Genomic DNA, 24,602 nt, shown 5'->3' on the forward strand with positions numbered 1-24,602 from the left:
TGCCCGGCCTGTGGGGGCACCACCCCGGCTGACAGAACCACCACGTCCGTGAAAAAACGCGGCACTAAATCCCTGCGACGCAAGTGCCGTAACGATCCGGCGCTGCGCACGGTCCAGTTCCCAGGTCGAACAGAAATATCCGCCATCTTTGCCGCTGTCGGAGTATCCCAACATCACCTCGATCACATTGCCACCTGACTTAAGGCTGCGGCGGGCAAGCGGAACATCCAAAACATCCAGCAGAATTGCTGAGGCGTTGCGCAGATCACCGATCGTCTCGAACAGCGGCACCACAGAAATATCCAGTGTCTCTGATCCGAACCCGGCATAGCGGGCGAGAAGATAGACACCCAGAATATCGTCTGCCGAGCGTGTCATCGACAATATGAATGGTCCCATAGCTTTGGGATCCGGCCCTGTTCGAATAGCGTGCATAAGGGCTAGTAAGGCTAGCAATTCCTGCGCCTGATCACTCAACCCGTCCCGCTGAGGATACTGCAGGTTCTGGTCTGCCAATTCGGTGCGCAGACGGGTCGACCATTCGGGTGTTCCATATTCGGGCGCAGGTTCGAATGCAGACCAGATTTCTGCCAGAACGCTGGTCGTGACCGTCGAATTCTGCCGTATGTCCAAGGTTGTGGTACGCAATCCGAATACGGTTGCCGCCCGGCGAAGAGGTCGGATATGCCGCCTTGTCAGAATACCGGCGTTTACTGCACAAAGCGCCTCATCAAGCGCGTCGAGATCACACTCGAACTGCGAGATATGCTGATAACCGGCACTTGTCAGTCTTTGGCGGATGGCATTCAAGGCCTGCCGAAACGGTTCGTTCGGGTTGCGGTCATTCTTGGGTGCGCGGTTGATGATTGCCTGCAACCGTTCACCGTGAGGTTCGGGCAGTGGTAGGATCAGGGCGCTAATGCTCAGTTTTTGCGCGGCTTTATCAAGAGCCTGACAGTAGAGATCAATCGCTGTCTCGCGCCCACGTTGCAGAGCCAGTTTGGTCATCTCAGAGGTTACATTCGGGTTGCCGTCCCGGTCACCGCCAATCCAGCTATGAAATCGGACATTGGGCGTCACATTTAAAGTCTTACCCAAAACCTGCATACAGGCGTGATCGAACCGGTCGATGACCTGTGGTACAGCATCGAATATTGCGTCGCGGAAAAACTGCAAACCCCATTCGATCTCGTCACGTAAACTGGGACGTGACAAGCGTAATTCTCCGGTCATCCATAGTAGGTCGATCTCGCCTTCCAGATCATTCAACAATGTTGAACGTTCAATTGGCGTCCAGCGCTGAGATTCGAGGCTGACCAGGATACGATAAATCCGGCGGTGAATTTCAAGAACGGTGACGCGTTTGGCTTCGGTCGGATGCGCCGTTAGCGTTGGGCCAGTCATTAAACTACCTGCCAACTTTTCGGTTTCCCCAACACTCAGATTAAGGTCCGACAACACCTCGGCAAATCCACCTTCAACCGCTTGGGCACCTTTTTGGGTTTCGATTTGTCGACGATTCCGCACATCTGCGTTTTCGTCGATGATGCGCAAAAGCTGAAACCAGATCGACAGGGCCTGCAAATACGGGATTGCGGCCTGGCCAGTTGGAATGGGGGGCAGCGGCTTGGCTTCGGCCCAAGAAGCGACATGTGGCGCCCTTTTCAAAAGGATGTTTCGCCACAGCGTGCGCAATTCAGTCCGAAGACCGTCCGCATACGCGGAAGGTGGAAGGGACAGCTGGGTATCCTGAGCCAACGCTTGCATCAGATCACTTTGTCTCTTGGATTTTTGCCATTGAAGAAATCATTGAGGTTTTCAATGACGCGGAACCCCATAGCTTCGCGTGCTTCTTTAGTCGCGCTTCCGAGATGTGGCAGCATGACGAGGTTGTCACATTGCAGCAGGTCCGAGCTAATGCGGGGCTCGCCGTCAAATACATCCAGCGCCGCGCCGCCAATTGTGTCGAACATCAGGGCCTGGATCAGGGCGTGTTCGTCGATGACCTCGCCGCGCGCGGTGTTGATCAGGAAGGCGTCGGGTTTCATCAAGTCGAGTCTTCGACCGTTGATCAGGTGCCGGTTTGCGGCCCCTCCGGGGCAGTGCAGCGAGACGAAGTCGCATCGCGGCAACAGCTCATCGACAGTATCCACCTGAGTGGCATTGCACTTGGCTAAAACGTCGGGCGCCACCTGGCTGCGATTGTAAATAACGACATCCATACCAAAGCCATGATGGGCGCGGCGGGCCATTTCCTGCCCGATGCGGCCATAGCCGATGATGCCCAGGGTCTTACCGCTGACCTTGGTGCCGACCAGATGCGTGGGCCGCCAACCGGTCCAGTTTCCGGCGCGCAGCTCGCGTTCGCCTTCGCCTGCGCGGCGCGCTACCATCAGCAATAAGGTCATTGCGATATCGGCGGTACATTCAGACAGAACGTCAGGCGTGTTTGTCACGGTCATGCCAAGTTCTCGGGCTGAGGGCTCGCAAATGTGGCTATACCCGACCCCGTAATTGGCCAGAATTTTGGTCTGTGCTGTGGGGACGTCCAGCGCCTCGGCGCTGAGCGTATCGGTAACGGTGGGCAGCACCGCGTCATAGTGTTTCAGGGCGTCGCGGATTTCAGCCGGGGACATCGGAGTATCCCCGGTATTGAGTACGGTGTTGTAGTCTTCGGCCAGTCGCGCCTCGACGGCGGCGGGCCAGCGACGGGTGACAAGGACTGAAGGTTTGGTCATCACGCAGCCTTTCCCATGACGCGGGCAATGGTTTCGCCAATCACCGCCGGGTTTTCAGCAACGGTCACCCCCGCCGCCGACAAGATTTCAACCTTCTCGGAGGCACTTTCGCCAAAGGCCGAGATGATCGCACCAGCATGACCCATAGTCCGACCTTTGGGCGCGGTCAGACCTGCAACATAGGCGACGACGGGCTTGGTTATGTTGTCGCGGATGTATTCTGCGGCCTCGGCTTCCTGCGGGCCGCCGATCTCGCCGATCATGGCAATGACTTCAGTGTCCCTGTCCTGTTCGAACCGCTCAAGGATATCGCGGAACGAAGACCCGTTGATCGGGTCGCCGCCGATCCCGACGCTGGTTGAAACGCCGATGCCGTGTTCTTTCAGCTGGGCTGCGGCCTCATAGCCAAGCGTGCCGGATCGACCGATGATGCCGACATTTCCGGGCAGGTAGATGTGGCCTGGCATGATCCCCAACAGAGCCTTGCCGGGGCTGATGGTGCCCGCGCAGTTGGGCCCGGTCAGCACCATGCGCTTGTCTTTGGGATAGCGGTACATGTACCGCTTGACCCGGATCATGTCCTGCGCCGGGATACCGTCGGTGATACAGACGCAATAGCGGATACCCGCATCTGCGGCCTCCATGATGGAATCGGCGGCAAATGGTGGTGGCACGAAAACAAGGCTGGCATCGGCACCGGTAGCCTCGACAGCTTGTTTTACGGTGTCAAAGACCGGCACGCCCTCGACGGTCTCGCCGCCCTTGCCGGGGACAACTCCGCCGACGACATTGGTGCCATAGTCCAGCATGTCCTTGGTATGGAACCGTGCCATTCGTCCGGTAATGCCCTGAACGATAACACGGCTGTCGCGATCCAGAAGAATGCTCATTAGACAGCCCTCATCTTGGTGTTTTGGGTCAGATCGTTTTGCCACGCGCCAACAGCGCGTTCGGCGGCTTCCATCAGGGTGGTGGCGCGGATGATCGGCAATCCGGATTTGGCCAGAATTTTCTGACCTTCCGCGACATTGGTGCCGGCCAGCCGCACGATGACAGGGATTTCAAGCTCAAGTTCGCGTAGCGCCTGAACGACGCCCTCTGCGACCCAGTCACAGCGATTGATCCCGGCGAATATGTTGACCAGCACCGCCTGCACGTTCTTGTCTGACAGGACCAGACGAAAGGCCTTGGCCACACGTTCGGGTGAGGCGCCACCGCCGATGTCCAGAAAGTTCGCAGGTTCGCCCCCCGCCAACTTGATCGTATCCATCGTGGCCATGGCCAGACCGGCGCCGTTCACGATACAGCCGATATTGCCGTCAAGACCGACATAAGACAGGCCGCGATCCGCAGCGCGACTTTCGCGTGGGTCTTCCTGGCTTTTGTCGCGTAACTCTGAGATCTGCGGATGCCGGAACAATGCGTTGTCGTCAAAGCTCATCTTGGCATCCAACGCCAGAACCCGATCGTCACCGGTGATGACCAGCGGGTTGATCTCGACCATGGTGGCGTCCAGATTGCTGAAGGCGGCGTAGCAGCCCTGTAGCGTGCGCACCATTTGCTGCACCAATTTCGCCTCAAAACCCAGTTGAAATGCGATTTCGCGCGCCTGGAATTCCTGCAGGCCCACGGCCGGTTCGACGATCGATCGCACGATGCTGTCGGGGCGTTCGGCCGAGATATCTTCGATCTCCATGCCGCCTTCCGACGAGGCCACGATCATCACCCGCTGGCTGGAGCGATCCAGCACGAAGCCCAGATAAATCTCGCGATCAATCGGCACGGCGGATTCAACGTAGACACGGTAGATGCCCTTGCCTTCGGGACCGGTTTGATGCGTAACCAACCTGCGTCCGAACATCTCGTCACAGGCTTCATGGATTTCGTTCTCGGTGTTGCACAGTTTAACACCTCCGGCTTTTCCTCGGCCTCCGGCATGGACTTGAGCCTTCACGATCCAACGATCGCCCCCTAGCTCGCGCGCCCGATATGCCGCTTGTTCGGGACTGTAGGCCAGCGCACCCGAAGGTACGGCGACACCAAAATTCGAAAGAACCTCTTTCGCCTGATATTCGTGAATATCCATCTGCAATCTTCCTCCCGTTCATGCAGTGCGGTCAGGCCGCGATCGACGTGCCGTAGCGGCTTTCCAGCAGCGCTTCGATGGCTTCAAAATCCACTGTGCCACCCAGTTCGCGGATCGCCTCGCCAAACAGTTTTACGATGCGGCTGATCGATTGGTGGTTCAGTTGGTTCAGGATGCCGATGCGCACCTGTACCGGGGCGCTGAGTGTCGGCCAGATGCCAAAGCCACGCGCGCGGCAGTTCTGTACCAATTCCATTTCGCGGCCAGCCAGTTCTGTGGGCAGGTTCAGCACTACGAGGCTTGGCATGTCCGAAGTGACATCGCAGCCCATCGCGGTGACGGCGTCACGCAGGACGGCCTCATGCGTTTTGTAGGAATGCGCGCGTTTAGCCAGTCCTTCCTGCAAGGTCAGACGCAGAGATTCATGGAACGCGGCGACGGCATAGCCCGAATGGGTCCGGTGATAGGTGCCTTTCTCAACATCCTGACCGTCGACAATGCCCCAATGGCGGGCCTCGAAAATCGGATTGTGGACGTAAGAGTAAGCACCGGTTGTCTTCAGCGCCTCGATAAAGGCGTTGGTGAAGCTGACCGGCGCATAGGTCAGGGGCAGGCAGCACAGGCCTTTTTGCGGGCACGAAGCCCAGCCTGCGATGCCGGGGAAATCGTCGATACGAAAGTCTGCAACACCCAGCGAAGACACAGCATCAATCAGACCCATGGTGCCATGATTTTCACACGCATCCGAGAATCCCTGTACATCGTTGACACGGCCGGAACCGGTTTCCCAATGTGCCATGAAAGCCCATTTCGGCTTGTGTTCGGCCAATGCGACGTCGACCATCTCACCGGTCACGGGCTGGCCATGCGGAATTTCGATCACGGTGACGCTGGCCGCAATGGGATCAAGTGGATTGGCGGCATGTTCTTCAGGTGTGGCTGCCTTAATCCGTAGGGTCAGCGCGTCAATGCCGGAAAAGGTGCCATTGGTGAACGCAACCACCTTGTCGCCAGGCATAACGGCCGAGAACATAGTGTCCAACGCGCTCCAGCCGGTGCCGGCAACCGCGAAGGTATAGGTATTGTCGGTGCCCCAGATTTTGCGCAGCATGTGCTTGCATTCGATCATGCCGCGCAGGACGTCACCCTGCATGTGATCCGCAACACCCGCGTTTGCGAAGGCATGCAGAACGCGGGCATCGGTATTGCCTGGTCCGGGTCCCGCAGCCAGTGTTTCCGGAATTTCGAGCGTCGGGTAGATTTGAAACGTCATTGGCGATCCTCCTCGGCGACGGGGTCTGTAATGCGCCCCGTCTGTCGCGTTACCAAAAAGAAAAGCCGATCCTTGCGTCAGGGCGCAACGTAACTTACTACTGCTTTAGGGTAGCTATTTGGGTGGGTAAAAACCTACCCATTCTGGCAAATATACCGATGTATACCGGAAACTTACCTACCCAACATGGTAGTTCTTGGGTAAATTAGGTGGAAAATCAATGCTCGATACAACGCCCCCTCCAATCGACATCATGCTCGCCAACAACAATTCTCTCGTCCTCTCGGCGATGTCCGAAATCTTCGAGAGAGACAAACGATTCTCGTTGGTGGCGACATCTGCAACTGCCGAAGGTTTCCTTGGGGCAGTCATGCGTGTGCCGGTAAAGGTCTGCGTGGTATCCTGGGAGCTGCCAGCTTTGGGTGCAGCCAAACTGATCGAAGTGCTGCGCGAACAGGAAAATGCACCGCGTTTTGTGGTCTATGGTGATGAGGCAGGTGATGTCCCACGGCTGGCCATGCAAGCAGGCGCCGCAGGGTTTGCACCTCGTTCCGGTGAGGTTGAAGGCTTGCTGGAGACATGCGTTGATGTTGCTAAAGGTAAGATGGTTTTCCCATTCATCGATGTGCGCACTGTGCAACATAGTCCTCTTCAGACCTTGTCGCGCAAAGAGCGGGCTATCCTTGAGGCACTGTCGAAGGGAATGTCCAACCGGGAACTGTCAAAAGAGTTACAGATTTCCACCAATACCGTGAAATTCCACCTCTCGAATATCTATGAAAAACTGTCAGTTAGAAACAGGGCGCAAGCCATCGCTTATTACTATTCAGCCAAATCTTCTTCAGATTAGGCTCGTAGGTATTGTGTCGAGACAAAATAGAAAAACCAGCTCATTGCAACAAGGATGAACACCTGCTCCAATTGTGCTTGAACGTTCAAACCGGATTGGACTGGACGTTCAGCTATCTCATGAAACGCCCAGCGTAGCTTTGGCCAAAAGCGCGTAGGCGACCCAAAATGAGGTCGACCAAGTACTGTGTTACAAGAGGGTGCCCTTGCGCAACATCATGAATGCGTCGTCGGTCAATATCAGCGCTCAGATGAAGCCTGTCACATCATTTCTTCGTTCTTGTGATGATCAAATGCTCTGCAATTGCCCGGCAAGACGATGCCATACATGCTCACTGAATTCTGACTGCACTGCAGCCAATCGGACCATTCTGATTGTAAGTTCTTGTGCAGGCAGAGCATCGTCAACGCGTACAAGCTGCCCCTCTGCAAGCGGATTGGCGGCCAAAGAATAGGGCAACCACGCAACGCCGATTCCATCCAGGGCATATTGCAGCATCGCGAGCGTCAGCGCGGTCTCTGCTCTGGAGATGATTGTAAAATGCTCAGGCAATCGCGGCGCGACCAATCGGGAAAACACTTGTCCAAGGAAGACATCAGGCGGGTAGACTATCGCGGGAACGGTCTCGCCAACCAATTCCTCACGCATTGCAGGCGCGCAAACCGGGATCAGAATATCTGTGCCAATCGTCTTGGCCTCAAACGCATTTTCGAGATCTCGGGCACTGCCGTCCGAAATAGTGTACATGATCGCGAAATCGACCTCTTTTGAGATCAGCTGCAACAGACATTCGTCCTGATTTCCCGATCGGACCCGAACCGAGATAGCGTCATTTTCGGTCAAGGTGCGGACTACTTTTGGCGAAACGGTTGTCGTGAGAGCATGTTGGCACACAAGAGACAGAGACTTGTTGGCCCTGTCACTCGCTGTTTTCAAAGTATGACGTAGTTTGTGCAGCCGCGTACTCAGCTCACGCAGCTCAGGCTCCAAAGCCTGTACACCCGGCATCAGAGATACCGGTTTGCGACGGCGATCAAATAGGGTCGCACCGATACTGTCTTCGATAAGCCGTACCCGACGGGTAAAGGCAGATTGGGTCAGCAACCGCTTGTCCGCAGCGCGGGCCAAAGATCCGCTGTCCAACACGGCCAATATGTCATCGATCCATTCCAAACGCATGAGAACCAGTTACTGCAACGCTCAGTAATATGCAAACTTTGCAACATAGAAGGCAAATTTCGAATTAGCGGAGCCGTATCTCACATTATAAATTGACGGAAACCAATATTAGGAACCATGTTATGCATCTCGCCCGCTTCCCCCGCCTTCACCTGGCTCATCTTCCGACACCGCTTGAACCGATGAAACGGTTGTCGAAAGAACTGGGTGTCGAGATCTGGATCAAGCGCGACGATTGCACCGGCATGTCAACAGGCGGCAACAAGACCCGCAAGCTGGAATTCCTGATGGCCGAGGCGGAAGCGCAGGGCGCGGATATGGTTATGACGCAAGGAGCCACGCAAACTAACCACGGTCGTCAAACCGCAGCCTTTGCCGCCAAGCTGGGACTTGATTGCCATATCCTTCTGGAAGATCGCACCGGATATCAGGACGGAAACTACAACACGAACGGGAACGTGCTGTTGGATCATTTGCACGGCGCAACGACCGAGAAATATCCCGGTGGTCACGACATGGCGGGCGAAATGGAAAAGGCCGCCGAGAAAAAACGGACAGAGGGCCGTAATGTCTATGTCATTCCCGGCGGTGGATCGAACCCGACCGGGGCACTTGGCTATGTGAACGCAGCCTTTGAGCTTTTGGGGCAAGCCAATGACAGTGGTTTGCGAATTGACCGGTTGGTACACGCAACAGGTTCCTCGGGAACGCAGGCTGGGTTGGTGACAGGAATGTGCGCCATGAATGCGCAGGTACCGGTGCTGGGTATCGGTACAAGAGCGCCTCAACCAAAGCAGGAACAGATGGTTTATGATCTCGCCTGCAAAACAGCCGAAAAGCTGGGTTGCTCAGGCGTGGTAAAGCGCGAGGACGTGATGGCCAATACCAACTATGTGGGCGAGGGCTATGGCCTTCCGACCGAAAGCGGCATCGAGGCGATTGAGATGTTTGCCGAGCTTGAGGGCATTCTTCTGGACCCCTGCTACTCTGCCAAGGGCGCAGCGGGCTTAATCGACCTGGCCCGCAAGGGTGAATTCAATGACCAGCGGATCGTTTTCCTGCACACTGGAGGTGCTGCGGCCCTTGGTGGTTATGATTTTGCATTCGACCACAAAAACCGATGGGTGAATGTCTGAGCAATGACATTGCGCCCAATTGGCATTCTAGGTGGCATGGGTCCCGAGGCCACCATCCTCCTCCAGCGTAAGCTGGTGGAGGCCGTGCCGGTAAGTGATGACCGCGATCACATCCCGCTTCTGATTGATATGAACCCGCAGGTGCCGTCGCGGATTGATCATCTGATTGAGGGGAAGGGCGAAGACCCGGGACCGACGCTTGCCGCAATGGCACGCCGTCTTCAGGGCGCTGGCGCCGCTGCGCTGGCAATGCCCTGCAACACGGCGCATCACTATGCCGACGCGATCACGGATGCAGTGACCGTTCCTTTGTTGAATATGGTGAAACTGGCTGCGGATCATGCTGTCAGTGAACTGGGGGCCGGTGGATGTGTTGGCGTGCTCGCCTCACCCGCAGTGCGCCGTACCCGCCTTTTCGAAACGGCATTGCAAGCCCGCGGGCTATCGATTGTCTGGCCAACGGATAGTGACAGGCTGCTGACGGCGATCCGCAGAATTAAGGTCGACGGTCCAAGTGATGACGCGCGCGAAACACTGCGAACGGCCTCAATTGCATTGGCCAAAGCGGGGGCCGATCTGCAACTTGTCGCCTGCTCAGAATTCTCGCTTATTGCCGATGGCGTCGCGGATGAGGTCAAAGCAGCGGACACGGTTGATTTGCTGGTCCACGCGATCATTGAGTTTTCTCAAATAGGCTATCTTAGCGACGCAGACTAGAGAACTCGTCGCGCACAGTAGCAGCTCACTTTGGAAGATTGACGTCACAAATGTTCCCAAAGCTGGTGCGCGATTTGATCAAAGCCGGATGGATTGGAAAAGGCCGAAATTGTCAACGTCGCGCTCCACGCATCATCACCGACTGGCACTAGCAAGCCTTGATCAAGTTCTGCTGTAATTGCCGTTTCGGGCATCCAGGCAACGCCGCTTCCTGTCATCAATCGCCGCTTAATGGTCTCGACAAGGCTGTCGACATAGATCGTCTCGGTATTCAGGGTTTTCCGATCAATGGTGTTTTCTACGACCATTCCCAGAAACGAAGACCGGTCATAGGCAAGATAGGGGATCGGCGGGCCGTCCTGTCGTGCAAGATCCCATCCCATAGTGCGCGCTGGTTCAACAGCCGCCACCGGCACCAGACGATCCTTTACCAGATCCTTACGTTCAAATGCGGCCTCATCAATCATTGGCGAGACTGAATGATGATAATAACAAAGCAGGATATCCACCGCGCCTTCGATCAAAAGATCACAACATGTGCTTAAGGAATCAGACAAGACACGTGTGCGTAATTCGGGGATTTGCCTCTGCAACTCGTCTATCCGGGTTGCCAGAAAATTAACGGCTATGGTGTGAAGAACCGAAAATCTGATGAACCGGCTATCGCCGCGATCGGCATCCCGTAACGATTGGCGCGATTCCGATAGCTGAGACATGGCCGCCAGAGCAACAGGCAGGAACTGTTGACCGGCCTCTGTCAGCTGAACAGGGTATGTCGCTCGGTTGACCAAGGGCAATCCAACCCAACTTTCCAAAGCTTTGATTCTACGGCTGAATGCGGATTGCGTGATGTTTCTCTCGTCGGATGCGCGGGTGAAATTCAAGGTCCGGGCGAGACATTCAAAGTCACGTAGCCAATTCAGGTCCAATGTGTGCTCCAACATGTCAACAGACGTGCTAGGCGAGCATAACGCAAACTATGCAAAAAATGAATAGTTTGATGAAATGTTTGAATTGGCTCTGAGAAAAGCTCTTGATCTAGACTTCAGGACAGGGTCTGGCGGTTGGTCTTCTTTTTTTCCTTCCGTCCGATGTTGCAGCCAAAGGGATATTGGCTCGACCCTATTGCGCAATAGGAAAGTCGAACGACGGAAAAAACGACGCCGAAACACGGCGCATTTCAACAGAGGAGAAGACCATGAGAACCAATCTGAAAACGCTGGGAATCGCAGCCGCGGTAAGCATTTATGCGATACCGGCTTTCGCAGCCGAAGAGGTCAAAATAGGTGTGCCATCCTGGACCGGCGCGCAGGCCATTGCACACGTACTGGGTGCGGTGGTGGAAATGCGTATCGGCGGCAAAGTTGAATATGTGCCCGGCAACAACGCCACGATTTTTCAGGCGATGGATCAGGGTAAGGGCGATATCGACGTGCACCCCGATGTTTGGCTGCCCAACCAAGAAAGCTTTACCAAGAAGTATGTGGACGAAGCGGGCACAGTAACTCTGTCGTCGAACCCCTATGAAGGCAATCAGGGTTTCTGCGTTAGCAAGGATTTTGGTGAAGCCAACAACATAACCGATATTGCGGATTTAGGCCGTCCCGATGTTGCCGCGCTGATGGACAGTGATGGCAACGGAAAGGGTGAAATGTGGATCGGAGCGCCGGGTTGGGCTTCGGCCAATGTGAACGAAGTCAAAACCCGCGACTACGGTCTGCTTGATTTCATCGAACCGGTCCGCGCCGAGGAAAGCGTGAAGACCGCGCGGATCAAGGATAGCATCGCCAAAGGCGAAGGCTATGCCTTCTACTGCTACAAGCCACATGCGGTTTGGTACATGTTCGACGTGCAAATGCTGAGCGAGCCGACTTTCGACCCGGCAAAATACGTGATGGTTCAGCCCTCGGACGATCCGGATTGGTACAGCAAATCCAGCGTTGCGACCAAAGACGCGCTTAAGAACGTTCAGATCGCGTGGTCCAACACATTGCCGGACCGTTCTCCGGCAGTTGCTGACTTTTTTGCGAATTTCGCCCTGACGGCGGACGATGTTAGCGGTTTTGCCTATGAAATCAGCGGTAAAGGTCGTGATCCGGCAGAAGTTGCCCGCGAATGGGTCGAGGCGAACCCGGATCGCGTGGACGCCTGGCTGGGTCTCTGATCCCACTTCCAGAAAAAAGGGTGGCGCCAATTGGTGGCGCCACCCAAGCACAGTTCTCTGGGGGACACATGAGCGACGATACCGTTATTGAAATCTCGAATGTTTGGAAGATATTCGGGGGCAGGCCCGAGGTGGCGCTGCAGGCGATCCGCGACCGTGGGTTGGACAAGTCCCAAGTGCTGGCCGAATACAACTGTGTTGTCGGCGTCGCTGATGTCAGCCTTTCGGTAAACCGGGGTGAGATTTTTTGCATCATGGGTCTGTCAGGTAGCGGGAAATCCACTCTGGTCCGCCATTTCAACCGACTGCTGGAGCCCACTGCAGGTAAGATCGAAATCGAAGGCACCGATGTCATGGCCTTGGGGCCAAAAGAGCTTCAGCAGTTTCGCAACAACAAAATCGGTATGGTGTTTCAGAACTTTGCACTGATGCCGCATCGGTCGGTGTTGGATAACGTGGCAATGCCACTGGAAATCCGGCAGGTCAGCAAGAATGAACGCATGCGTCAGGCTGCTGCTATTCTCGATATTGTCGAACTGGGTGCCTGGGGATCAAAGTTCGCACACGAGCTGTCCGGTGGCATGCAACAACGTGTGGGCCTGGCTCGCGCGCTGGCAGCCAACCCGGATGTTCTTTTGATGGACGAGCCGTTCTCGGCCCTTGATCCTTTGATCCGGCGGCAATTGCAGGATGAATTTATCCGCCTGAGCAAGATCCTGAAAAAGACCACGATCTTCATTACACACGACCTGGATGAGGCGGTCCGCATCGGCAATCGGATCGCGATCATGCGCGATGGAAAGGTGGTGCAGATCGGAACAGCCGAAGACATCGTCATGAACCCCGCTGATGACTATGTGGCTGATTTCGTTGCGGGTATTTCACGCCTCAAAGTGGTGCGCGCCCATGCGGTCATGCGGCCAATTCCAGAACATATAGCGGCCCATGGGCCGCTATCGGCGGATGCCCCGCGCGTGAATGAAGGCGAAAATCTGAGCACGCTGATAAATCTGGCAATCGACAACAGCAGCGCAATCCTTGTGGAGGACGGAGGCGTGGATGTTGGCGTCATAACCCGTGCCGATCTGTTGCGCACCGTGATCGAAGGGACCGAAGTGTCATGAGCCTTTCTGATGTGAACCCGTTGGAAGATACCGAAAGCGAAGCGGCCCTTGCTTATGCCGAAGAGCGGCGTGAAAACATTCGCACCTTTGTGCGCACCAGCCCTGACTACTACATCCGCAATTTCGACAAGATTGGTGCGTCGTCCCGCTTTACGCCAACTTTCAATCTGATGGCCGGATTGTTTGGTCCGGTCTGGTTCGGCGCGCGGGGTCTGTGGTCATGGGCGTTACCATTTCTGATCCTCGAAACAATAGCATTTGTGCAGATTGCGCGAGGACTGTTCGGCGATCTGGCAGCTGAGGCAATGGAGCGTATTGCATCGATTGAAGGGACGCTTGAACTGCGTCGTCAGCAATTGGCGGCGGCAATCGAAAACAACTCGGACAAGATCGATGTCTATCAGCGAACGGTGGACTCGCTTGAAGAAAACATAGGGGGTATCCGTGCCGAGGCCGAGGCGATGGCCGCTGAAGGTCCTTACATCATTCTGACCGGCCTGATCATACTGATCATCGTCAAACTGATACAGTCTCAAGTGGCGAACTGGGCGCTTGAGGCACGTTTCTCGGAATGGTTATCAGACCGTTCGATACGCTCGGCCATGCCGGTATCGCAGATTGTGTTCAGCGCGATCTTCATGGCGCTGATCGTCGCCGCAGCGATGATGCACTACAGTTTCCCCGGGCGCTTTTCGCTGCTTAGCCATTTCCCGACAGACCCAAACATCCGCCTGACCAGTATCACGTGGGTGGAAGATTTCATCGCCTGGTGCGTACGCAACAGCGAGGCTTTTTTTGACGGGCTGACATTCGGAATCCGCACTTTGCTGGATGCGCTAGAAGTCATACTGGTCCAGACGCCATGGATCGTGATCGCGAGCCTGATCATTCTGCTGACCTGGCTGACCGCTGGCATTAGCACGGCGATCTATTCAGGCGCATTTCTGGCCTATATGGGCCTCTTGGGTTTCTGGGAAGGTGCCATGACCACGCTGGCCTTGTTGGGGACAGCGGCGTGTTTGTCTATTGTCATTGGTATTCCGCTGGGCATGTTTGCTGCACGTCGCCCACGGTTCTATGCGTTCATCCAGCCGATCATGGATTTCATGCAAACCATGCCGGCCTTTGTCTTCATGGTCCCCGTGATCGCGTTCTTTGGTGTCGGCAAGCCGGCGGCGGTCGTGGTCACCATGATCTTCGGCGGCACGCCAGTGGTGCGCCTGACCGTTCTGGGCTTGCGCGGTGTGCCCGAAAGCGTGCGCGAAGCGGCGATCAGCTTTGGCGCCAATAAGTGGTATCTGCTGACCAAAGTTGACCTACCGCTGGCAAGCCCGTCTATTCGGGCCGGTATCAACCAGACAATCATGCTGTCACTGGCAATGGTTGTCGTGGCTTCGTTGATCGGTGCTAAAGGGTTGGGCGAGGACGTTCTGGAAGCGTTGCAGTACGCGAATGTTGGCCAAGGTATCCTTGCAGGGTTCTCAATCCTGTTCTGTGCCATGATCCTGGATCGCATCGTGCAGGGCGGCCGGAAATGACACCCGTTGTATTTGTCCATGGGTTCCTGGGCGGCAGTCGGCAATGGCAAGGGCAGGTCGATGCGTTGGCAGGTTACGATGTCGTCACGCTGGACTTGCCAGGGTTTGGTGAAAATGCGCAGCTTGATGCCCTCAGCAGCATCTTGGGTTTTGCTGATTGGGCGCTGAATGAGTTGAAGATGCGTGGCATCGAGAAATTTCACCTGGTTGGGCACTCGATGGGCGGAATGGTCGTACAGGAAATGATTGCCCGCGCACCCGAGCGTGTGGACCGTTTGGTTCTTTATGGCACGGGTTCTGTGGGTGTGCTGCCTGGGCGGTTTGAAACCATTGATACCTCAAAAACGCGCGCCTGCGCAGATGGACCGCAAGCGACGGCCCGACGGATTGCTGCAACCTGGTTTCTCGAGCGGGAACGGGCTGTGACCTATGAAGATTGTGCCGCGATAGCGGAGCAAAGCAGCCTGAAAGCCATACTCACGGGTTTGGATGCGATGCATTCCTGGAGCGGTGCTGAAAGCCTGTCGGCGATCCAGGCCAAAACGCTGGTTCTTTGGGGGGATCGTGATCGTACCTACCCATGGAGCCAGACTGAAAAACTGTGGCAGTCCATTCCAAACGCCAATCTTGCGGTGATACCAGAATCTGCACATGCGACACATCTGGAAAAAGCCGGACTATTCAACGGAGTATTAAGTGATTTTTTTGGTGCCTGCTGACCTATCGTGACCAAAGTACCCAAACAATAAATGAAATTCTGCTGAAGATTTGGTAATACACGAGATTAATCGTCACCGGGGCAGCTGTGCAGTGAAACAATGTCTACTCTGAAAAATTGCATAGATCTGTTTTGGTCAACGTGTGATTCGGGTATCTTCGTGGGCCAGAAGTTGATGTAACAACACTACTTCCCAGGCAAGCAAGTGTTCCGAAGCGACGCTTGAGTGTGAAATTCTCATGAATTGTTACAGACTTTCATTTCACAAACGCGCATTGCGTCGCGTTCGTTTAAGCGGCGTCCTCCTCCGGTGGTTCTTTGGCTCCGGTCATGAAAGCCACGGCGTCGGACATCGTGTAGTCCTTGGGATCAATCGTGCAGAGCCTTTTGCCCAGCCGGTGCACATGGATGCGATCAGCGACTTCGAAGACGTGCGGCATGTTGTGGCTGATTAGTATGATCGGAATGCCACGTGCCCGCACATCCTGAATAAGTTCGAGAACTTTCCGGCTCTCCTTCACCCCCAACGCAGCCGTCGGTTCATCCATGATAATGAACTTGGTCGCAAAGGCTGCGGCGCGGGCGACGGCCACGCCTTGGCGCTGTCCACCAGACAGAGTCTCGACCGTCTGATTGATGGATTGAACGGTCATCAGGCCAAGTTCGGTCAGTTTTTCACGGGCGAACTTTTCCATCGCGGGGCGGTCAAGCTGACGTAGATACTTGCCCATGAACCCCGATTTCCGGATCTCACGCCCCATGAACATGTTGTCCGCAATCGACAGGGCAGGAGACATGGCAAGTTGCTGATAAACGATCTCAATCCCCATGTTCCGGGCGTCGATCGGTGAGGTGAAGTTCACCTTCTTCCCTTCGATCAGAATATCGCCCTCATCCGGGATCGTGGCGCCGCAGATGGCTTTGACGATGGATGATTTGCCTGCACCGTTGTCACCGATAACCGCGAGTATTTCACCCTGACGCAGTTCAAAATCGGAATGGTCTATGGCGGTCACATGTCCATAGCGTTTGACGATCCCACGGCCCTGGACGACTGGGGTAGTGTCTGACATTAGCCCGATACCTTTCTGATCCACTGGTCGACCGCGACCGCTGCGATGATGAGAAGTCCGATAAGAAGGAAGGTCCACTGCGCATCCGCGCCCAACAGCCTCAGACCTAAGGTGAACACGCCGACGATCAGTGCGCCAAACAGCGACCCCAGAATGGATCCGCGCCCGCCGAAAAGGGAGATGCCGCCGATCACGACCGCTGTGATGCTTTCGATATTGGCCAATTGGCCAGATGTTGGTGAGACTGACCCGATGCGGCCGATCAAAGCCCAGCCGGCAAAGGCACAGATCAAACCGGATAGCATGTAAACAGACATGAGTGTTCTGTGGACGTTAACGCCGGATAGCTCGGCTGCTTCCGGATCGTCGCCCACAGCATAGACGTGTCGCCCCCAGGCTGTGTGTTTAAGCGCGTAGGCCAATACAAAGATCAGGACGAGCATGAATAGGACGCCAACAGTGAATGTTGCACCGCCGATGCTGAATTTGGTGCCGAAAAATTGCAGAAATGGGGCGTTTGCCTCGATATCCTGGCTGCGTATCGTCTCGTTTGCGGAATACAGGAAATTTGTTGCGAGAATGATCTGCCACATTCCAAGCGTGACGATGAATGGGGGAAGTTTGACGCGGCTGACAAGCCAGCCGTTGAGAGCACCGATCAGGGTTCCGACGCCAAGTCCGCACATGACTGCGATAGGCACCGGTATGCCGTATCGGAACGAGAATTGTCCCATGATAACAGAAGAAAAAACCATGATCGCGCCCACACTCAAATCAATGCCTGCGGTCAGAATGACGAGGCTCTGTGCGGCGGCCACGATACCGACGATCTGAACTTGTTGCAGGATCAGGGTCATTGCGAAGGGTGAAAAGAATTTTGACCCCAAAAGCAGGCCAAAGATCAAAATCGCTCCGACCAGAACGATCAGAGGTACGAGGGACGGGTTGACGTGAAGCAGATGCTGAAGCTTGCCCAGCACACCACGCCGAGGATCGTCAAACTCTGCCACAGTGTCGGTTCGACTGGTGGCAGTTTCAAATTCTTGGGCGCTTTGGTTCGCTTCGGACATATCTCCCCCTTTTCGTGGCTGGCTTCGTGACCACGAAATCAGCTTACAGGAAGTTTCAGTTTGCTGGTGAAAGGAATGGTAAGGCGCCCTTGCGCGCCTCACCTGATAGGTCTGCGTTTAACCCCAGCAGAGCTCCAAACCTTCTGCGACCGAAATTGACTCCACGCCGTCAACGGGTTGATCGGTGATTAGAGCAACACCGGTGTCGTAGAAGTCTTTTCCGGGTGTATTTTCCGGCTTCGTCCCTTCGTCGGCCCATTTTTTGACGGCCTCAACCCCCAATGACGCCATCAAAAGCGGGTATTGCTGGCTTGTGGCCCCGATGACTCCGGCCTGTACGTTCTGTACGCCGGGGCAGCCGCCGTCGACCGAAACGATCAGCACGTCATTTTCACGTCCGATGGATTTCAAAGCCTCGTACGCGCCCGCCGCTGCGGGTTCATTGATCGTGTGAACTACGTTGATCGCTGAATCCTTGGCCAGAAGGTTCTCCATGGCACGGCGCCCACCTTCCTCGTTGCCGTCGGTCACGTCACTGCCGACCAGACGTGCATCCGTTTCGTCGCCAATAACATTGGGATCCGCCAGCTCCACGCCAAAGCCCTCAAGGAATCCTTGGTTGCGCAAAACGTCCACAGTTGGTTGGCTGACATTCAAGTCTAGCGTCGCGATCTTTGCGTCCGCGGCAGCATCGCCCATCTTGGCCTTTGCCCATTGTCCGATAAGCAACCCGGCCTTGTAGTTGTCCGTCGCAAATGTGGCGTCGGCTGAATCAATCGGGCTAAGGGGTGTGTCCAGCGCGATTACCAACACACCGGCGTCTCGCGCTTGTTTAACGGCGGGTACGATTGAACTTGTGTCGGATGCCGTAAGCAGAATTCCTTTTGCACCGTCGAGGATGCAGGTTTCAATGGCCTGAACCTGGGTCTCGTGGTCACCATCGATTTTACCGGCAAAAGCTTTAAGCGTCATGCCAAGCTCTTCGGCCTTGGCTGTCGCACCTTCTTTCATTTTCACAAAGAAGGGGTTGGTATCGGTCTTAGTGATCAGGCAGACGGTTTCCCCGGCAGCGTGAGCAGATGCAGCACCAAACGTGAGAACGGTCGCAGATGCGGCTAGCTTGAGTAGACTTCTCATATTCTCCTCCCAGAAAATTGTTGTGGCCCCGCGCGGCGCGCCGGCAAGACTCGCCTCCATCCCTTAATGAAGGTCCTGTTCAAGAAACTGTGATTCTGGCCTGCCTGTCAATAAATAAATAAAGTTTATTTATTAATTTGCCCGAGCGCCTTTTCATAAGAAAACAAGGTGGTTATGTTCAGGGTTATGGAGAAAGAGGCGCTAAAAATACTGACCGGCGGGGTAAGCCAAAGCGGTGTTCGCGATCATAATGAACGTCTGATTTTGACGGTTTTACAACGACATGGACCGACAGCAGGTGCAGATGTCGCGCGGCTGACGGGCCTGTCCCCACAGACCGTATCAATCATTTTGCGCAAGCTCGAAAAGGACGAGATTCTCAAGCGTGGAACTCCTCTGCGTGGAAGGGTTGGTAAACCGTCGGTTCCCATGGAGCTCAACCCGGAAGGCATCCTGTCAGTCGGGATGAAGATCGGTCGGCGCAGCGCCGATCTGCTCTTGATCGACTTCACCGGCAAGCCCCGCCAACAGATTTCAACGACCTACGATTATCCGCTGCCCGAGGCCGTGTTCGGGTTTCTGGAAACAGGTTTGGAAACGCTTCTGGCCCATGAACCCCAAAAACTTCGCGATCGCGTGTGCGGGATTGGTATTGGAACTCCATTCGAGCTTTGGAAATGGCATGATTTGTCGGGGCTGCCAGCCAAGAAATTCAGCTCTTGGAAAAACGTGAACTTCTTCTCCGAGGTTGCCAAGTTCAGCGACCTACCGGTATTTGTCGTCAATGACGCAACAGCCGCTTGCCACGCCGAGCACCTCTATGGCCGAGGGGCTGAATATCGCGATTATTTCTACTTCTTCATCGGTTCGATGATCGGCGGCGGGGTTGCATTGAATGGCACTGTGTTCGAAGGCAATCAGGGCAATGCTGGCGCGTTGGGTGCGATGCGCACCACAGGGCCATTGGGCGAAAGCCAGCAATTGATCGATAGCGCTTCGCTGTTTTTGCTTGAGGACAGGCTGATCGAAGCGGGTGTTGATCCGGGTATTCTTTGGAAATCGCCACAGGATTGGAGCAGCATTTCCAGGTATGTCGAACCATGGATTGGCACGACTGCACAGGAATTGGCCAAGGCCGCGCTTTCAATTTGTGCTGTCATCGACTTTGAGGCCATTTTCATAGACGGCGCGTTTCCGACGAATGTGCGGGAAGAACTGGTCTCACGCGTGCGCCGCTATCTGGTTAATCAAGACAAACGCGGATTGATCCCACCAGTTGTCGAAGCCGCTGCGGTTGGAAAAAACGCCCGCGGTATTGGGGCGGCCAGCAGCCCGATTTTCCGCCAGTTTTTATTGAACACGAATGCAGGGCTTTCTGGGATGTAACCGAAGTCCACGTGCTTGTTTCCCGCACGGTCAAGGACTTGGGTGCCAAGTCTGGGATACATTATTGGTCAGGACTCGCGGCCGCAATACAGGACCAAAACTAAGCGAAGACTTTGGCCACGTCATCGCTAGTTTCTTTTTTACGCGCCAGCATAAGAGCGATGCTTGTCAGTCCGAAAACAATAAATGGCAGCATCAGCAGATTTTCAAGCCTTGGGTATACGGCGTCAATTTCTGACAAACGTTCGAACAGATGTGTGTGAAAGACCAATGCCCGAGTGGTGAGCTTTATGATGAAGATCGCTGTTACAACGACAAAGAACTGCAGAACAATATTCCAAGTTCTGACGGGTTTCCCAAAATCTGCCACGCTAAGCCGCGATGAACCAAGTACAACTGCAAAAAACCACATGACGATGGAACATTTTACCGTAATCGGTGTTGTCGGGCTATTTAGAACAAAGATTGACCCCAAGATTATTCCACTGGTGGTAAATGCAAAAACAGAAGCGAGTGCGCGGGCAGAAAAATGAACTTTGCGCAGCGCGGTTAAATCGTCGGATACATCTTCATCAGGCATCGGCCAGAGCGCATGAAGGCTGCCCATAATGCCCAGACAGATGTACAAAGGTCCACATCCCAATGCGAGAACCGCTGCCATGTGGGCTGGAGCCAGCCAAGCCACCAAGGGTGTGTTAAATGCGACCACCCCTGTCAAAGTGATCATGACACCGCCGAACAGGCATACTGCAACCTGAATTAAGATATGTCGGGCCTTATAGGGCGCGACGATCTTTTCGTTCAATCCGGGTACGCTCAACAATGCGAGGATGGCGACAAGGCCGGCAACCGTGAAGTATGGAACAATGCCCAGATCGGATCTGGTATTCCAATCAAGCTGTTGCACCAGATACGACACTGACAGTGCGACTGTCAAAGTGGTGATCGCGATGACAATTCTCAGCAATAAACGATGAGCTATTAGTATAAACCAATTCATAGGTGGGGCTTACTCGGGAAACTTGGCTAAACTACGACGTGTTTGTTTCTTTGCGGCGCGACCTGAGTAACCAATCAATTTCTCAAGACCATTCCCAAAATCATGTTTGTTGAACGTTTCTTCCCAGGTTGGCATTGAGGCACCTGTCGTGGACGGTGCGCCGCGATCTGCGGTTTTCCTGGTTCCAGATTGGTGCGTAAGCGGTACTTAGTTTGACCCAGAAGGTCCTATAGGCAAACACTGACTCACGTCGCGGTTTTAGCGGTGTACGATGAAGGCATATGCCTCACCTTAAAGCTGCATTGAAACGCTACACGCTGACACAGAGATCTTGTGCCAAAACCAAGCGAGATCAGTTAACAACTTAAGATTGCGTGCCGGCTGGCATTCTACTATCGATATGCACATGAGCCGTTATTTGCGATTGATTTACTTAACCAGCATTTTCTTTGTGCCGCATTTGACAGCCGCCCTAGAGGCTACCGAAAACCCCGTTGAGATCGGCGAAAGTGGCGAAGCCTTTCTGAAGGCGATAAGATTAAGCCGTGTCGATGCAGATGTGGCCTACTTCGACCCGGCAAGCCCTCCGCCCCCGATGCAGACAACGCAAGAGCCGCGACCACCCTCTAGTTCAAACCAATGGTCGGTGGGCGGCGATGTGAATTTCGCGACACTGCTTATTTCCGCCGCGATCCTGATGATGATCGCTTTTGTCTTTGTCCGCTACGGCAGCGGCTTTGCCGTCACATTCGGGCGCGAGGGCGAGAATACGGAAAGCGGGCGTGACGGGCGTGCACCGCGTGCGGGGTTAGGAACGCCGCCCACTCCGGGCAGCTTGAATGCGATCCTGCGCATAGCGGACCGGCGCGAGGCTTTGATCCGGTTGGCGCAGGCCGCCCTGGGCGCGGCGATCAAGGCCAATGGGGTGCTGCTGCAGCGCAGCTGGACTGCGCGCGACGCGTTGCGCCACTTGCCAGAGGACCAACGTTGTCTTGGCGCCCTACGCAATTTGGTTCTGGCAAGCGAACGGGTGCATTTTGGAGGGCGAGACGTAAGCGAGGATGACTTTCAGGCCCATGTCGCGGATATCCGCCCGCTGTTGACTGAGGTCCCCAAATGAACTCCTCAGCGACCGAAGAAACAAGACGCGGCCCCAGAAGTGAAACCCTGATTATTCTGGGTTTCGTCGCGTTGCTGCTGTTCACGATCTTTTACGTTATATCGCAACGCCAGCAGGTGCTGAGAAGCTCTCCGTCTGGGTTTGACGGTCTGCGGATCTGGCTAAACACGAATGAGGTAAGTGCGCAGAGCTTTCTGGGGGGCTGGCAGGTCGATCAGGAAACCGTTGGCCTTTTGGTGCTGCCGTTATTTGACACAGTGCTGGATGAGGATAGGGTTCATCCGCGCACAAAAGAAGAACTGCTGTTACAGCAGGATGAATACGATCTGCGGCTTGATGCGGTGCTGGAAAAGGCCAGTCGGGTACAGACCTTGGTGATCTTGCCCAAATGGCGCAGCGGGATGCGGCTAACCGGTCGGGCGCATCCGGTCTTGATCAGTCGGCAGCAACAGATCGAAACACTGCTGCAACAGCTGACCGGTCAAAGGGGTGCTCGGATCGAATATGCGCGCACGCCTTTTACGGATTTCGACTATTTTGATGGCGACGACGTTCGGCAATCGGCTCAGATCTATGCGGCACAACTGTTCACCGGGGCTGATTGCTCTCCGCTGATTGGTAACTCGGATGCGATGCTTCTGGCGGAATGCCCGCTGGCGGATGGTGCAGGGGACGCGCGGGTTTTGGTTTTGTCGGACCCCGATTTGTTGAACAACCATGGGCTGCGCTTGGGCGATAATGCCATTGTCGCCCGCAATCTTCTGAGCGCGCTCGCCGACGAGCGCAACGTGATGATCGACTACAGCCGCGAGGTCTGGCTCTCGGACTCCGAAGAAACCGTGCGTTATGAACGTAGCTGGGCCGATCTGAAGCGATTTTTTGGCCCGCCTTTTCTGACGCTCTGGCTGAGCGGGGTATTGGTGTTGGCTCTGTTTATCTGGCGCTCATGGCAGCGTTTTGGCCCGGTGCAGGTTGAGGACGGTGTCAACACAGGCGCAAAATCGCTGGCGGTGCGAGCACGGGCACGTCTGATGCGGCTTTCGGATCAAGACGGGGCTTTGGCCGGTGAATACGCAAAGGCCCGGCTAGCGGCATCTGCGTCGGCTTTGTTTGGCCCGGCGCTTGCCCATCACTATGCTGAACCCAAGGTCTTTTTGGGCTATGTGGCGCGGCACAATCCGGATCTCTCTCGCGACCTGGAAACAGTGTTGAGGGATATCCGGAACCTTCCACATCGGATCCCACCGGCAGAGGCAATGCACCATGTGGACGAACTTGAAGCGCTATTGGAGCAGATAACGAATGACACTTGAAACATTGCGCGCGCGCTCGGACGCGCTGCGTGCCGAGATCGGGAAGACAGTGCTGGGGCAGGAGGATGTGGTCGAGCTGCTTTTGGTCTCGCTTTTTGCGCGTGGCCATGTCTTGCTTGAGGGGCCGCCGGGCACCGCCAAGACCCTGTTGGCGCGCAGTTTTGCCGCTGCACTGGATCTGGAATTCGGGCGTATCCAGTTCACCCCCGATCTGATGCCAGGAGACGTACTGGGCACTTCGATCTTCAATTTTCAGACCAATGATTTCGTCCTGACGCGCGGCCCGGTCTTTACCCAGGTGCTTCTGGCGGATGAGATTAACCGAGCGCCTCCCAAAACGCAGGCTGCGCTCTTGCAGGCGATGAACGAACGGATGGTCAGCATTGATGGCAATGATCACTCCTTGGGCCGTGAATTCATTGTAGTCGCTACCCAAAACCCGATCGAGCAACAAGGTACGTACCCCTTACCAGAGGCGCAATTGGACCGGTTTCTCTTTAAGCTTGAAATCGACTTCCCGCCCGAGGCAATCGAAATGGCGATCCTGCGCCAGCATGCCAATGCCCCGATCGAAAGCGGTATGGAAACGGATGTACTGTCGAAGACCCTGGATGCGGCCGCCCTGGCGGAATGCCGGGCACTGATCGACGGGATTATCCTCGATGACGATATTCTTGCCTACATCCTGCGGCTGGTCCGGGCGACACGGGAAAGTGCCGAGATTGCTTTTGGTGCCTCTACCCGCGCGGCAGATGCTCTGGCAGCGGCTACGCGGGCACAGGCGGGGTTAAACGGGCGGGATTTCGCAATCCCGGACGACGTAAAACGGCTTTTCGTACCAGCGTTACGCCATCGAGTAGTTCTGGGTGCCTCGGCCGAGATCGAGGGCCGAAACTCTGCTATGGTTCTCGAAAACATCCTCAACCAGATCGAGGCTCCCCGCTGATACGCCCATCTACCAGATTGCTGAGCGCCGCCTG

General features: G+C 55.2%; 22 protein-coding genes. 11 read left to right on the top strand and 11 right to left on the bottom strand.

The genetic code is table 11. The features are described 5' to 3' along the window. From AC2FD9_RS21905 to AC2FD9_RS21925, 5 genes are all read right to left on the bottom strand, one after another. Nucleotides 1–1,767, bottom strand: a 1,767-nt coding sequence (locus AC2FD9_RS21905) for a phosphoenolpyruvate carboxylase (RefSeq protein WP_496838821.1), incomplete at its 3' end; no start/stop codon positions are given. Further along, entirely contained in the window at nt 1,767–2,738 is a 972-nt protein-coding gene (locus tag AC2FD9_RS21910; RefSeq protein ID WP_496838822.1) for a 2-hydroxyacid dehydrogenase, read from the bottom strand. The genes AC2FD9_RS21910 and AC2FD9_RS21905, both read right to left, overlap by 1 nt. Further along, nucleotides 2,738–3,628, bottom strand: coding sequence for a succinate--CoA ligase subunit alpha (gene sucD / locus AC2FD9_RS21915; RefSeq protein ID WP_109313481.1), 891 nt, complete (start codon nt 3,626–3,628; stop codon nt 2,738–2,740). Before sucD ends, AC2FD9_RS21910 begins: the two co-directional genes overlap by 1 nt. Continuing rightward, a complete protein-coding gene (locus AC2FD9_RS21920; RefSeq protein ID WP_058273745.1) occupies nt 3,628–4,824 on the bottom strand; it encodes a malate--CoA ligase subunit beta in 1,197 nt (398 codons plus the stop codon). The genes sucD and AC2FD9_RS21920 overlap by 1 nt, the downstream gene beginning before the upstream one ends. 31 nt (nt 4,825–4,855) lie before the next feature. Next, nucleotides 4,856–6,097 (bottom strand): pyridoxal-phosphate-dependent aminotransferase family protein, encoded by a 1,242-nt coding sequence (locus AC2FD9_RS21925; RefSeq protein ID WP_282119234.1) that lies wholly within the window; start codon nt 6,095–6,097, stop codon nt 4,856–4,858. A gap of 220 nt (nt 6,098–6,317) precedes the next feature. Here AC2FD9_RS21925 and AC2FD9_RS21930 point away from each other — a divergent pair, with 220 nt between their 5' ends. Continuing rightward, nucleotides 6,318–6,947, top strand: coding sequence for a response regulator transcription factor (locus AC2FD9_RS21930; protein WP_058273743.1), 630 nt, complete (start codon nt 6,318–6,320; stop codon nt 6,945–6,947). A 288-nt stretch (nt 6,948–7,235) separates the two neighbouring features. On the opposite strand, the gene AC2FD9_RS21935 is transcribed toward AC2FD9_RS21930, so the two are convergent. Continuing rightward, nucleotides 7,236–8,126: a LysR family transcriptional regulator gene (locus AC2FD9_RS21935; RefSeq protein WP_496838823.1), complete on the bottom strand. Its 891-nt coding sequence runs from the start codon at nt 8,124–8,126 to the stop codon at nt 7,236–7,238. A gap of 122 nt (nt 8,127–8,248) precedes the next feature. Here AC2FD9_RS21935 and cuyA point away from each other — a divergent pair, with 122 nt between their 5' ends. After that, complete coding sequence (cuyA, locus tag AC2FD9_RS21940) at nt 8,249–9,262, top strand: D-cysteate sulfo-lyase (RefSeq protein ID WP_496838824.1); 1,014 nt, start codon at nt 8,249–8,251, stop codon at nt 9,260–9,262. A gap of 3 nt (nt 9,263–9,265) precedes the next feature. After that, a complete protein-coding gene (gene cuyB, locus AC2FD9_RS21945) occupies nt 9,266–9,979 on the top strand; it encodes a cysteate racemase (protein WP_496838825.1) in 714 nt (237 codons plus the stop codon). A gap of 44 nt (nt 9,980–10,023) precedes the next feature. Here the strand turns inward: cuyB and AC2FD9_RS21950 are convergent, their stop codons facing one another. After that, nucleotides 10,024–10,923: a LysR family transcriptional regulator gene (locus tag AC2FD9_RS21950; protein ID WP_496838826.1), complete on the bottom strand. Its 900-nt coding sequence runs from the start codon at nt 10,921–10,923 to the stop codon at nt 10,024–10,026. A gap of 254 nt (nt 10,924–11,177) precedes the next feature. Between AC2FD9_RS21950 and AC2FD9_RS21955 the strand changes: the two genes are divergently transcribed. The 4 genes from AC2FD9_RS21955 to AC2FD9_RS21970 all read left to right on the top strand — a co-directional run bounded on the left by AC2FD9_RS21955 (nt 11,178) and on the right by AC2FD9_RS21970 (nt 15,524). Further along, a complete protein-coding gene (locus AC2FD9_RS21955) occupies nt 11,178–12,143 on the top strand; it encodes an ABC transporter substrate-binding protein (RefSeq protein WP_108859040.1) in 966 nt (321 codons plus the stop codon). A gap of 68 nt (nt 12,144–12,211) precedes the next feature. Continuing rightward, nucleotides 12,212–13,267 (top strand): quaternary amine ABC transporter ATP-binding protein, encoded by a 1,056-nt coding sequence (locus AC2FD9_RS21960; RefSeq protein WP_282119240.1) that lies wholly within the window; start codon nt 12,212–12,214, stop codon nt 13,265–13,267. Then, a complete protein-coding gene (locus AC2FD9_RS21965; RefSeq protein WP_282119241.1) occupies nt 13,264–14,805 on the top strand; it encodes an ABC transporter permease in 1,542 nt (513 codons plus the stop codon). Before AC2FD9_RS21960 ends, AC2FD9_RS21965 begins: the two co-directional genes overlap by 4 nt. Continuing rightward, nucleotides 14,802–15,524, top strand: a complete 723-nt coding sequence (locus AC2FD9_RS21970; protein ID WP_496758296.1) for an alpha/beta fold hydrolase — start codon at nt 14,802–14,804, stop codon at nt 15,522–15,524. The genes AC2FD9_RS21965 and AC2FD9_RS21970 overlap by 4 nt, the downstream gene beginning before the upstream one ends. Nucleotides 15,525–15,813: 289 nt before the next feature. Here the strand turns inward: AC2FD9_RS21970 and AC2FD9_RS21975 are convergent, their stop codons facing one another. The 3 genes from AC2FD9_RS21975 to AC2FD9_RS21985 all read right to left on the bottom strand — a co-directional run bounded on the left by AC2FD9_RS21975 (nt 15,814) and on the right by AC2FD9_RS21985 (nt 18,803). Next, nucleotides 15,814–16,596 carry an ATP-binding cassette domain-containing protein gene (locus AC2FD9_RS21975; protein WP_282119243.1) on the bottom strand — a complete coding sequence of 261 codons (783 nt, stop codon included), beginning with the start codon at nt 16,594–16,596 and terminating at the stop codon, nt 15,814–15,816. Then, nucleotides 16,596–17,666, bottom strand: coding sequence for an ABC transporter permease (locus AC2FD9_RS21980; protein WP_109310884.1), 1,071 nt, complete (start codon nt 17,664–17,666; stop codon nt 16,596–16,598). The genes AC2FD9_RS21975 and AC2FD9_RS21980 overlap by 1 nt, the downstream gene beginning before the upstream one ends. A gap of 117 nt (nt 17,667–17,783) precedes the next feature. Continuing rightward, the gene (locus AC2FD9_RS21985) at nt 17,784–18,803 is read right to left on the bottom strand and encodes a sugar ABC transporter substrate-binding protein (RefSeq protein WP_109311180.1); all 1,020 of its coding nucleotides are present in this window, start codon (nt 18,801–18,803) and stop codon (nt 17,784–17,786) included. Nucleotides 18,804–18,989: 186 nt separating this feature from the next. Here AC2FD9_RS21985 and AC2FD9_RS21990 point away from each other — a divergent pair, with 186 nt between their 5' ends. Further along, nucleotides 18,990–20,189 (top strand): ROK family transcriptional regulator, encoded by a 1,200-nt coding sequence (locus tag AC2FD9_RS21990; protein WP_496838845.1) that lies wholly within the window; start codon nt 18,990–18,992, stop codon nt 20,187–20,189. 100 nt (nt 20,190–20,289) lie between these two features. Here the strand turns inward: AC2FD9_RS21990 and AC2FD9_RS21995 are convergent, their stop codons facing one another. Then, a complete protein-coding gene (locus AC2FD9_RS21995; RefSeq protein ID WP_496838827.1) occupies nt 20,290–21,189 on the bottom strand; it encodes a hypothetical protein in 900 nt (299 codons plus the stop codon). A 406-nt stretch (nt 21,190–21,595) separates the two neighbouring features. Here AC2FD9_RS21995 and AC2FD9_RS22000 point away from each other — a divergent pair, with 406 nt between their 5' ends. The 3 genes from AC2FD9_RS22000 to AC2FD9_RS22010 are packed head-to-tail and all read left to right on the top strand — an operon-like array spanning nt 21,596 to nt 24,568. Beyond that, the gene (locus AC2FD9_RS22000; RefSeq protein WP_496838828.1) at nt 21,596–22,309 is read left to right on the top strand and encodes a DUF4129 domain-containing protein; all 714 of its coding nucleotides are present in this window, start codon (nt 21,596–21,598) and stop codon (nt 22,307–22,309) included. After that, on the top strand, nt 22,306–23,622 hold the full coding sequence (locus AC2FD9_RS22005) for a hypothetical protein (RefSeq protein WP_496838829.1): 1,317 nt from the start codon (nt 22,306–22,308) through the stop codon (nt 23,620–23,622). The genes AC2FD9_RS22000 and AC2FD9_RS22005 overlap by 4 nt, the downstream gene beginning before the upstream one ends. Then, a complete protein-coding gene (locus AC2FD9_RS22010) occupies nt 23,612–24,568 on the top strand; it encodes an AAA family ATPase (protein ID WP_282119247.1) in 957 nt (318 codons plus the stop codon). The genes AC2FD9_RS22005 and AC2FD9_RS22010 overlap by 11 nt, the downstream gene beginning before the upstream one ends. Nucleotides 24,569–24,602: the final 34 nt, after the last annotated feature.

This window comes from Ruegeria sp. YTSC230 (assembly GCF_059609665.1).

Excerpts from the sequence above, each read along its gene's own strand:
- AC2FD9_RS21910 (WP_496838822.1), bottom strand. The coding sequence starts at position 2,738 with ATGACCAAACCTTCAGTCCTTGTCACCCGTCGCTGGCCCGCCGCCGTC.
- sucD (WP_109313481.1), bottom strand. The coding sequence starts at position 3,628 with ATGAGCATTCTTCTGGATCGCGACAGCCGTGTTATCGTTCAGGGCATT.
- AC2FD9_RS21920 (WP_058273745.1), bottom strand. The coding sequence starts at position 4,824 with ATGGATATTCACGAATATCAGGCGAAAGAGGTTCTTTCGAATTTTGGT.
- AC2FD9_RS21925 (WP_282119234.1), bottom strand. The coding sequence starts at position 6,097 with ATGACGTTTCAAATCTACCCGACGCTCGAAATTCCGGAAACACTGGCT.
- AC2FD9_RS21930 (WP_058273743.1), top strand. The coding sequence starts at position 6,318 with ATGCTCGATACAACGCCCCCTCCAATCGACATCATGCTCGCCAACAAC.
- AC2FD9_RS21935 (WP_496838823.1), bottom strand. The coding sequence starts at position 8,126 with ATGCGTTTGGAATGGATCGATGACATATTGGCCGTGTTGGACAGCGGA.
- cuyA (WP_496838824.1), top strand. The coding sequence starts at position 8,249 with ATGCATCTCGCCCGCTTCCCCCGCCTTCACCTGGCTCATCTTCCGACA.
- cuyB (WP_496838825.1), top strand. The coding sequence starts at position 9,266 with ATGACATTGCGCCCAATTGGCATTCTAGGTGGCATGGGTCCCGAGGCC.
- AC2FD9_RS21950 (WP_496838826.1), bottom strand. The coding sequence starts at position 10,923 with ATGTTGGAGCACACATTGGACCTGAATTGGCTACGTGACTTTGAATGT.
- AC2FD9_RS21955 (WP_108859040.1), top strand. The coding sequence starts at position 11,178 with ATGAGAACCAATCTGAAAACGCTGGGAATCGCAGCCGCGGTAAGCATT.
- AC2FD9_RS21960 (WP_282119240.1), top strand. The coding sequence starts at position 12,212 with ATGAGCGACGATACCGTTATTGAAATCTCGAATGTTTGGAAGATATTC.
- AC2FD9_RS21965 (WP_282119241.1), top strand. The coding sequence starts at position 13,264 with ATGAGCCTTTCTGATGTGAACCCGTTGGAAGATACCGAAAGCGAAGCG.
- AC2FD9_RS21970 (WP_496758296.1), top strand. The coding sequence starts at position 14,802 with ATGACACCCGTTGTATTTGTCCATGGGTTCCTGGGCGGCAGTCGGCAA.
- AC2FD9_RS21975 (WP_282119243.1), bottom strand. The coding sequence starts at position 16,596 with ATGTCAGACACTACCCCAGTCGTCCAGGGCCGTGGGATCGTCAAACGC.
- AC2FD9_RS21980 (WP_109310884.1), bottom strand. The coding sequence starts at position 17,666 with ATGTCCGAAGCGAACCAAAGCGCCCAAGAATTTGAAACTGCCACCAGT.
- AC2FD9_RS21985 (WP_109311180.1), bottom strand. The coding sequence starts at position 18,803 with ATGAGAAGTCTACTCAAGCTAGCCGCATCTGCGACCGTTCTCACGTTT.
- AC2FD9_RS21990 (WP_496838845.1), top strand. The coding sequence starts at position 18,990 with ATGGAGAAAGAGGCGCTAAAAATACTGACCGGCGGGGTAAGCCAAAGC.
- AC2FD9_RS21995 (WP_496838827.1), bottom strand. The coding sequence starts at position 21,189 with ATGAATTGGTTTATACTAATAGCTCATCGTTTATTGCTGAGAATTGTC.
- AC2FD9_RS22000 (WP_496838828.1), top strand. The coding sequence starts at position 21,596 with ATGAGCCGTTATTTGCGATTGATTTACTTAACCAGCATTTTCTTTGTG.
- AC2FD9_RS22005 (WP_496838829.1), top strand. The coding sequence starts at position 22,306 with ATGAACTCCTCAGCGACCGAAGAAACAAGACGCGGCCCCAGAAGTGAA.
- AC2FD9_RS22010 (WP_282119247.1), top strand. The coding sequence starts at position 23,612 with ATGACACTTGAAACATTGCGCGCGCGCTCGGACGCGCTGCGTGCCGAG.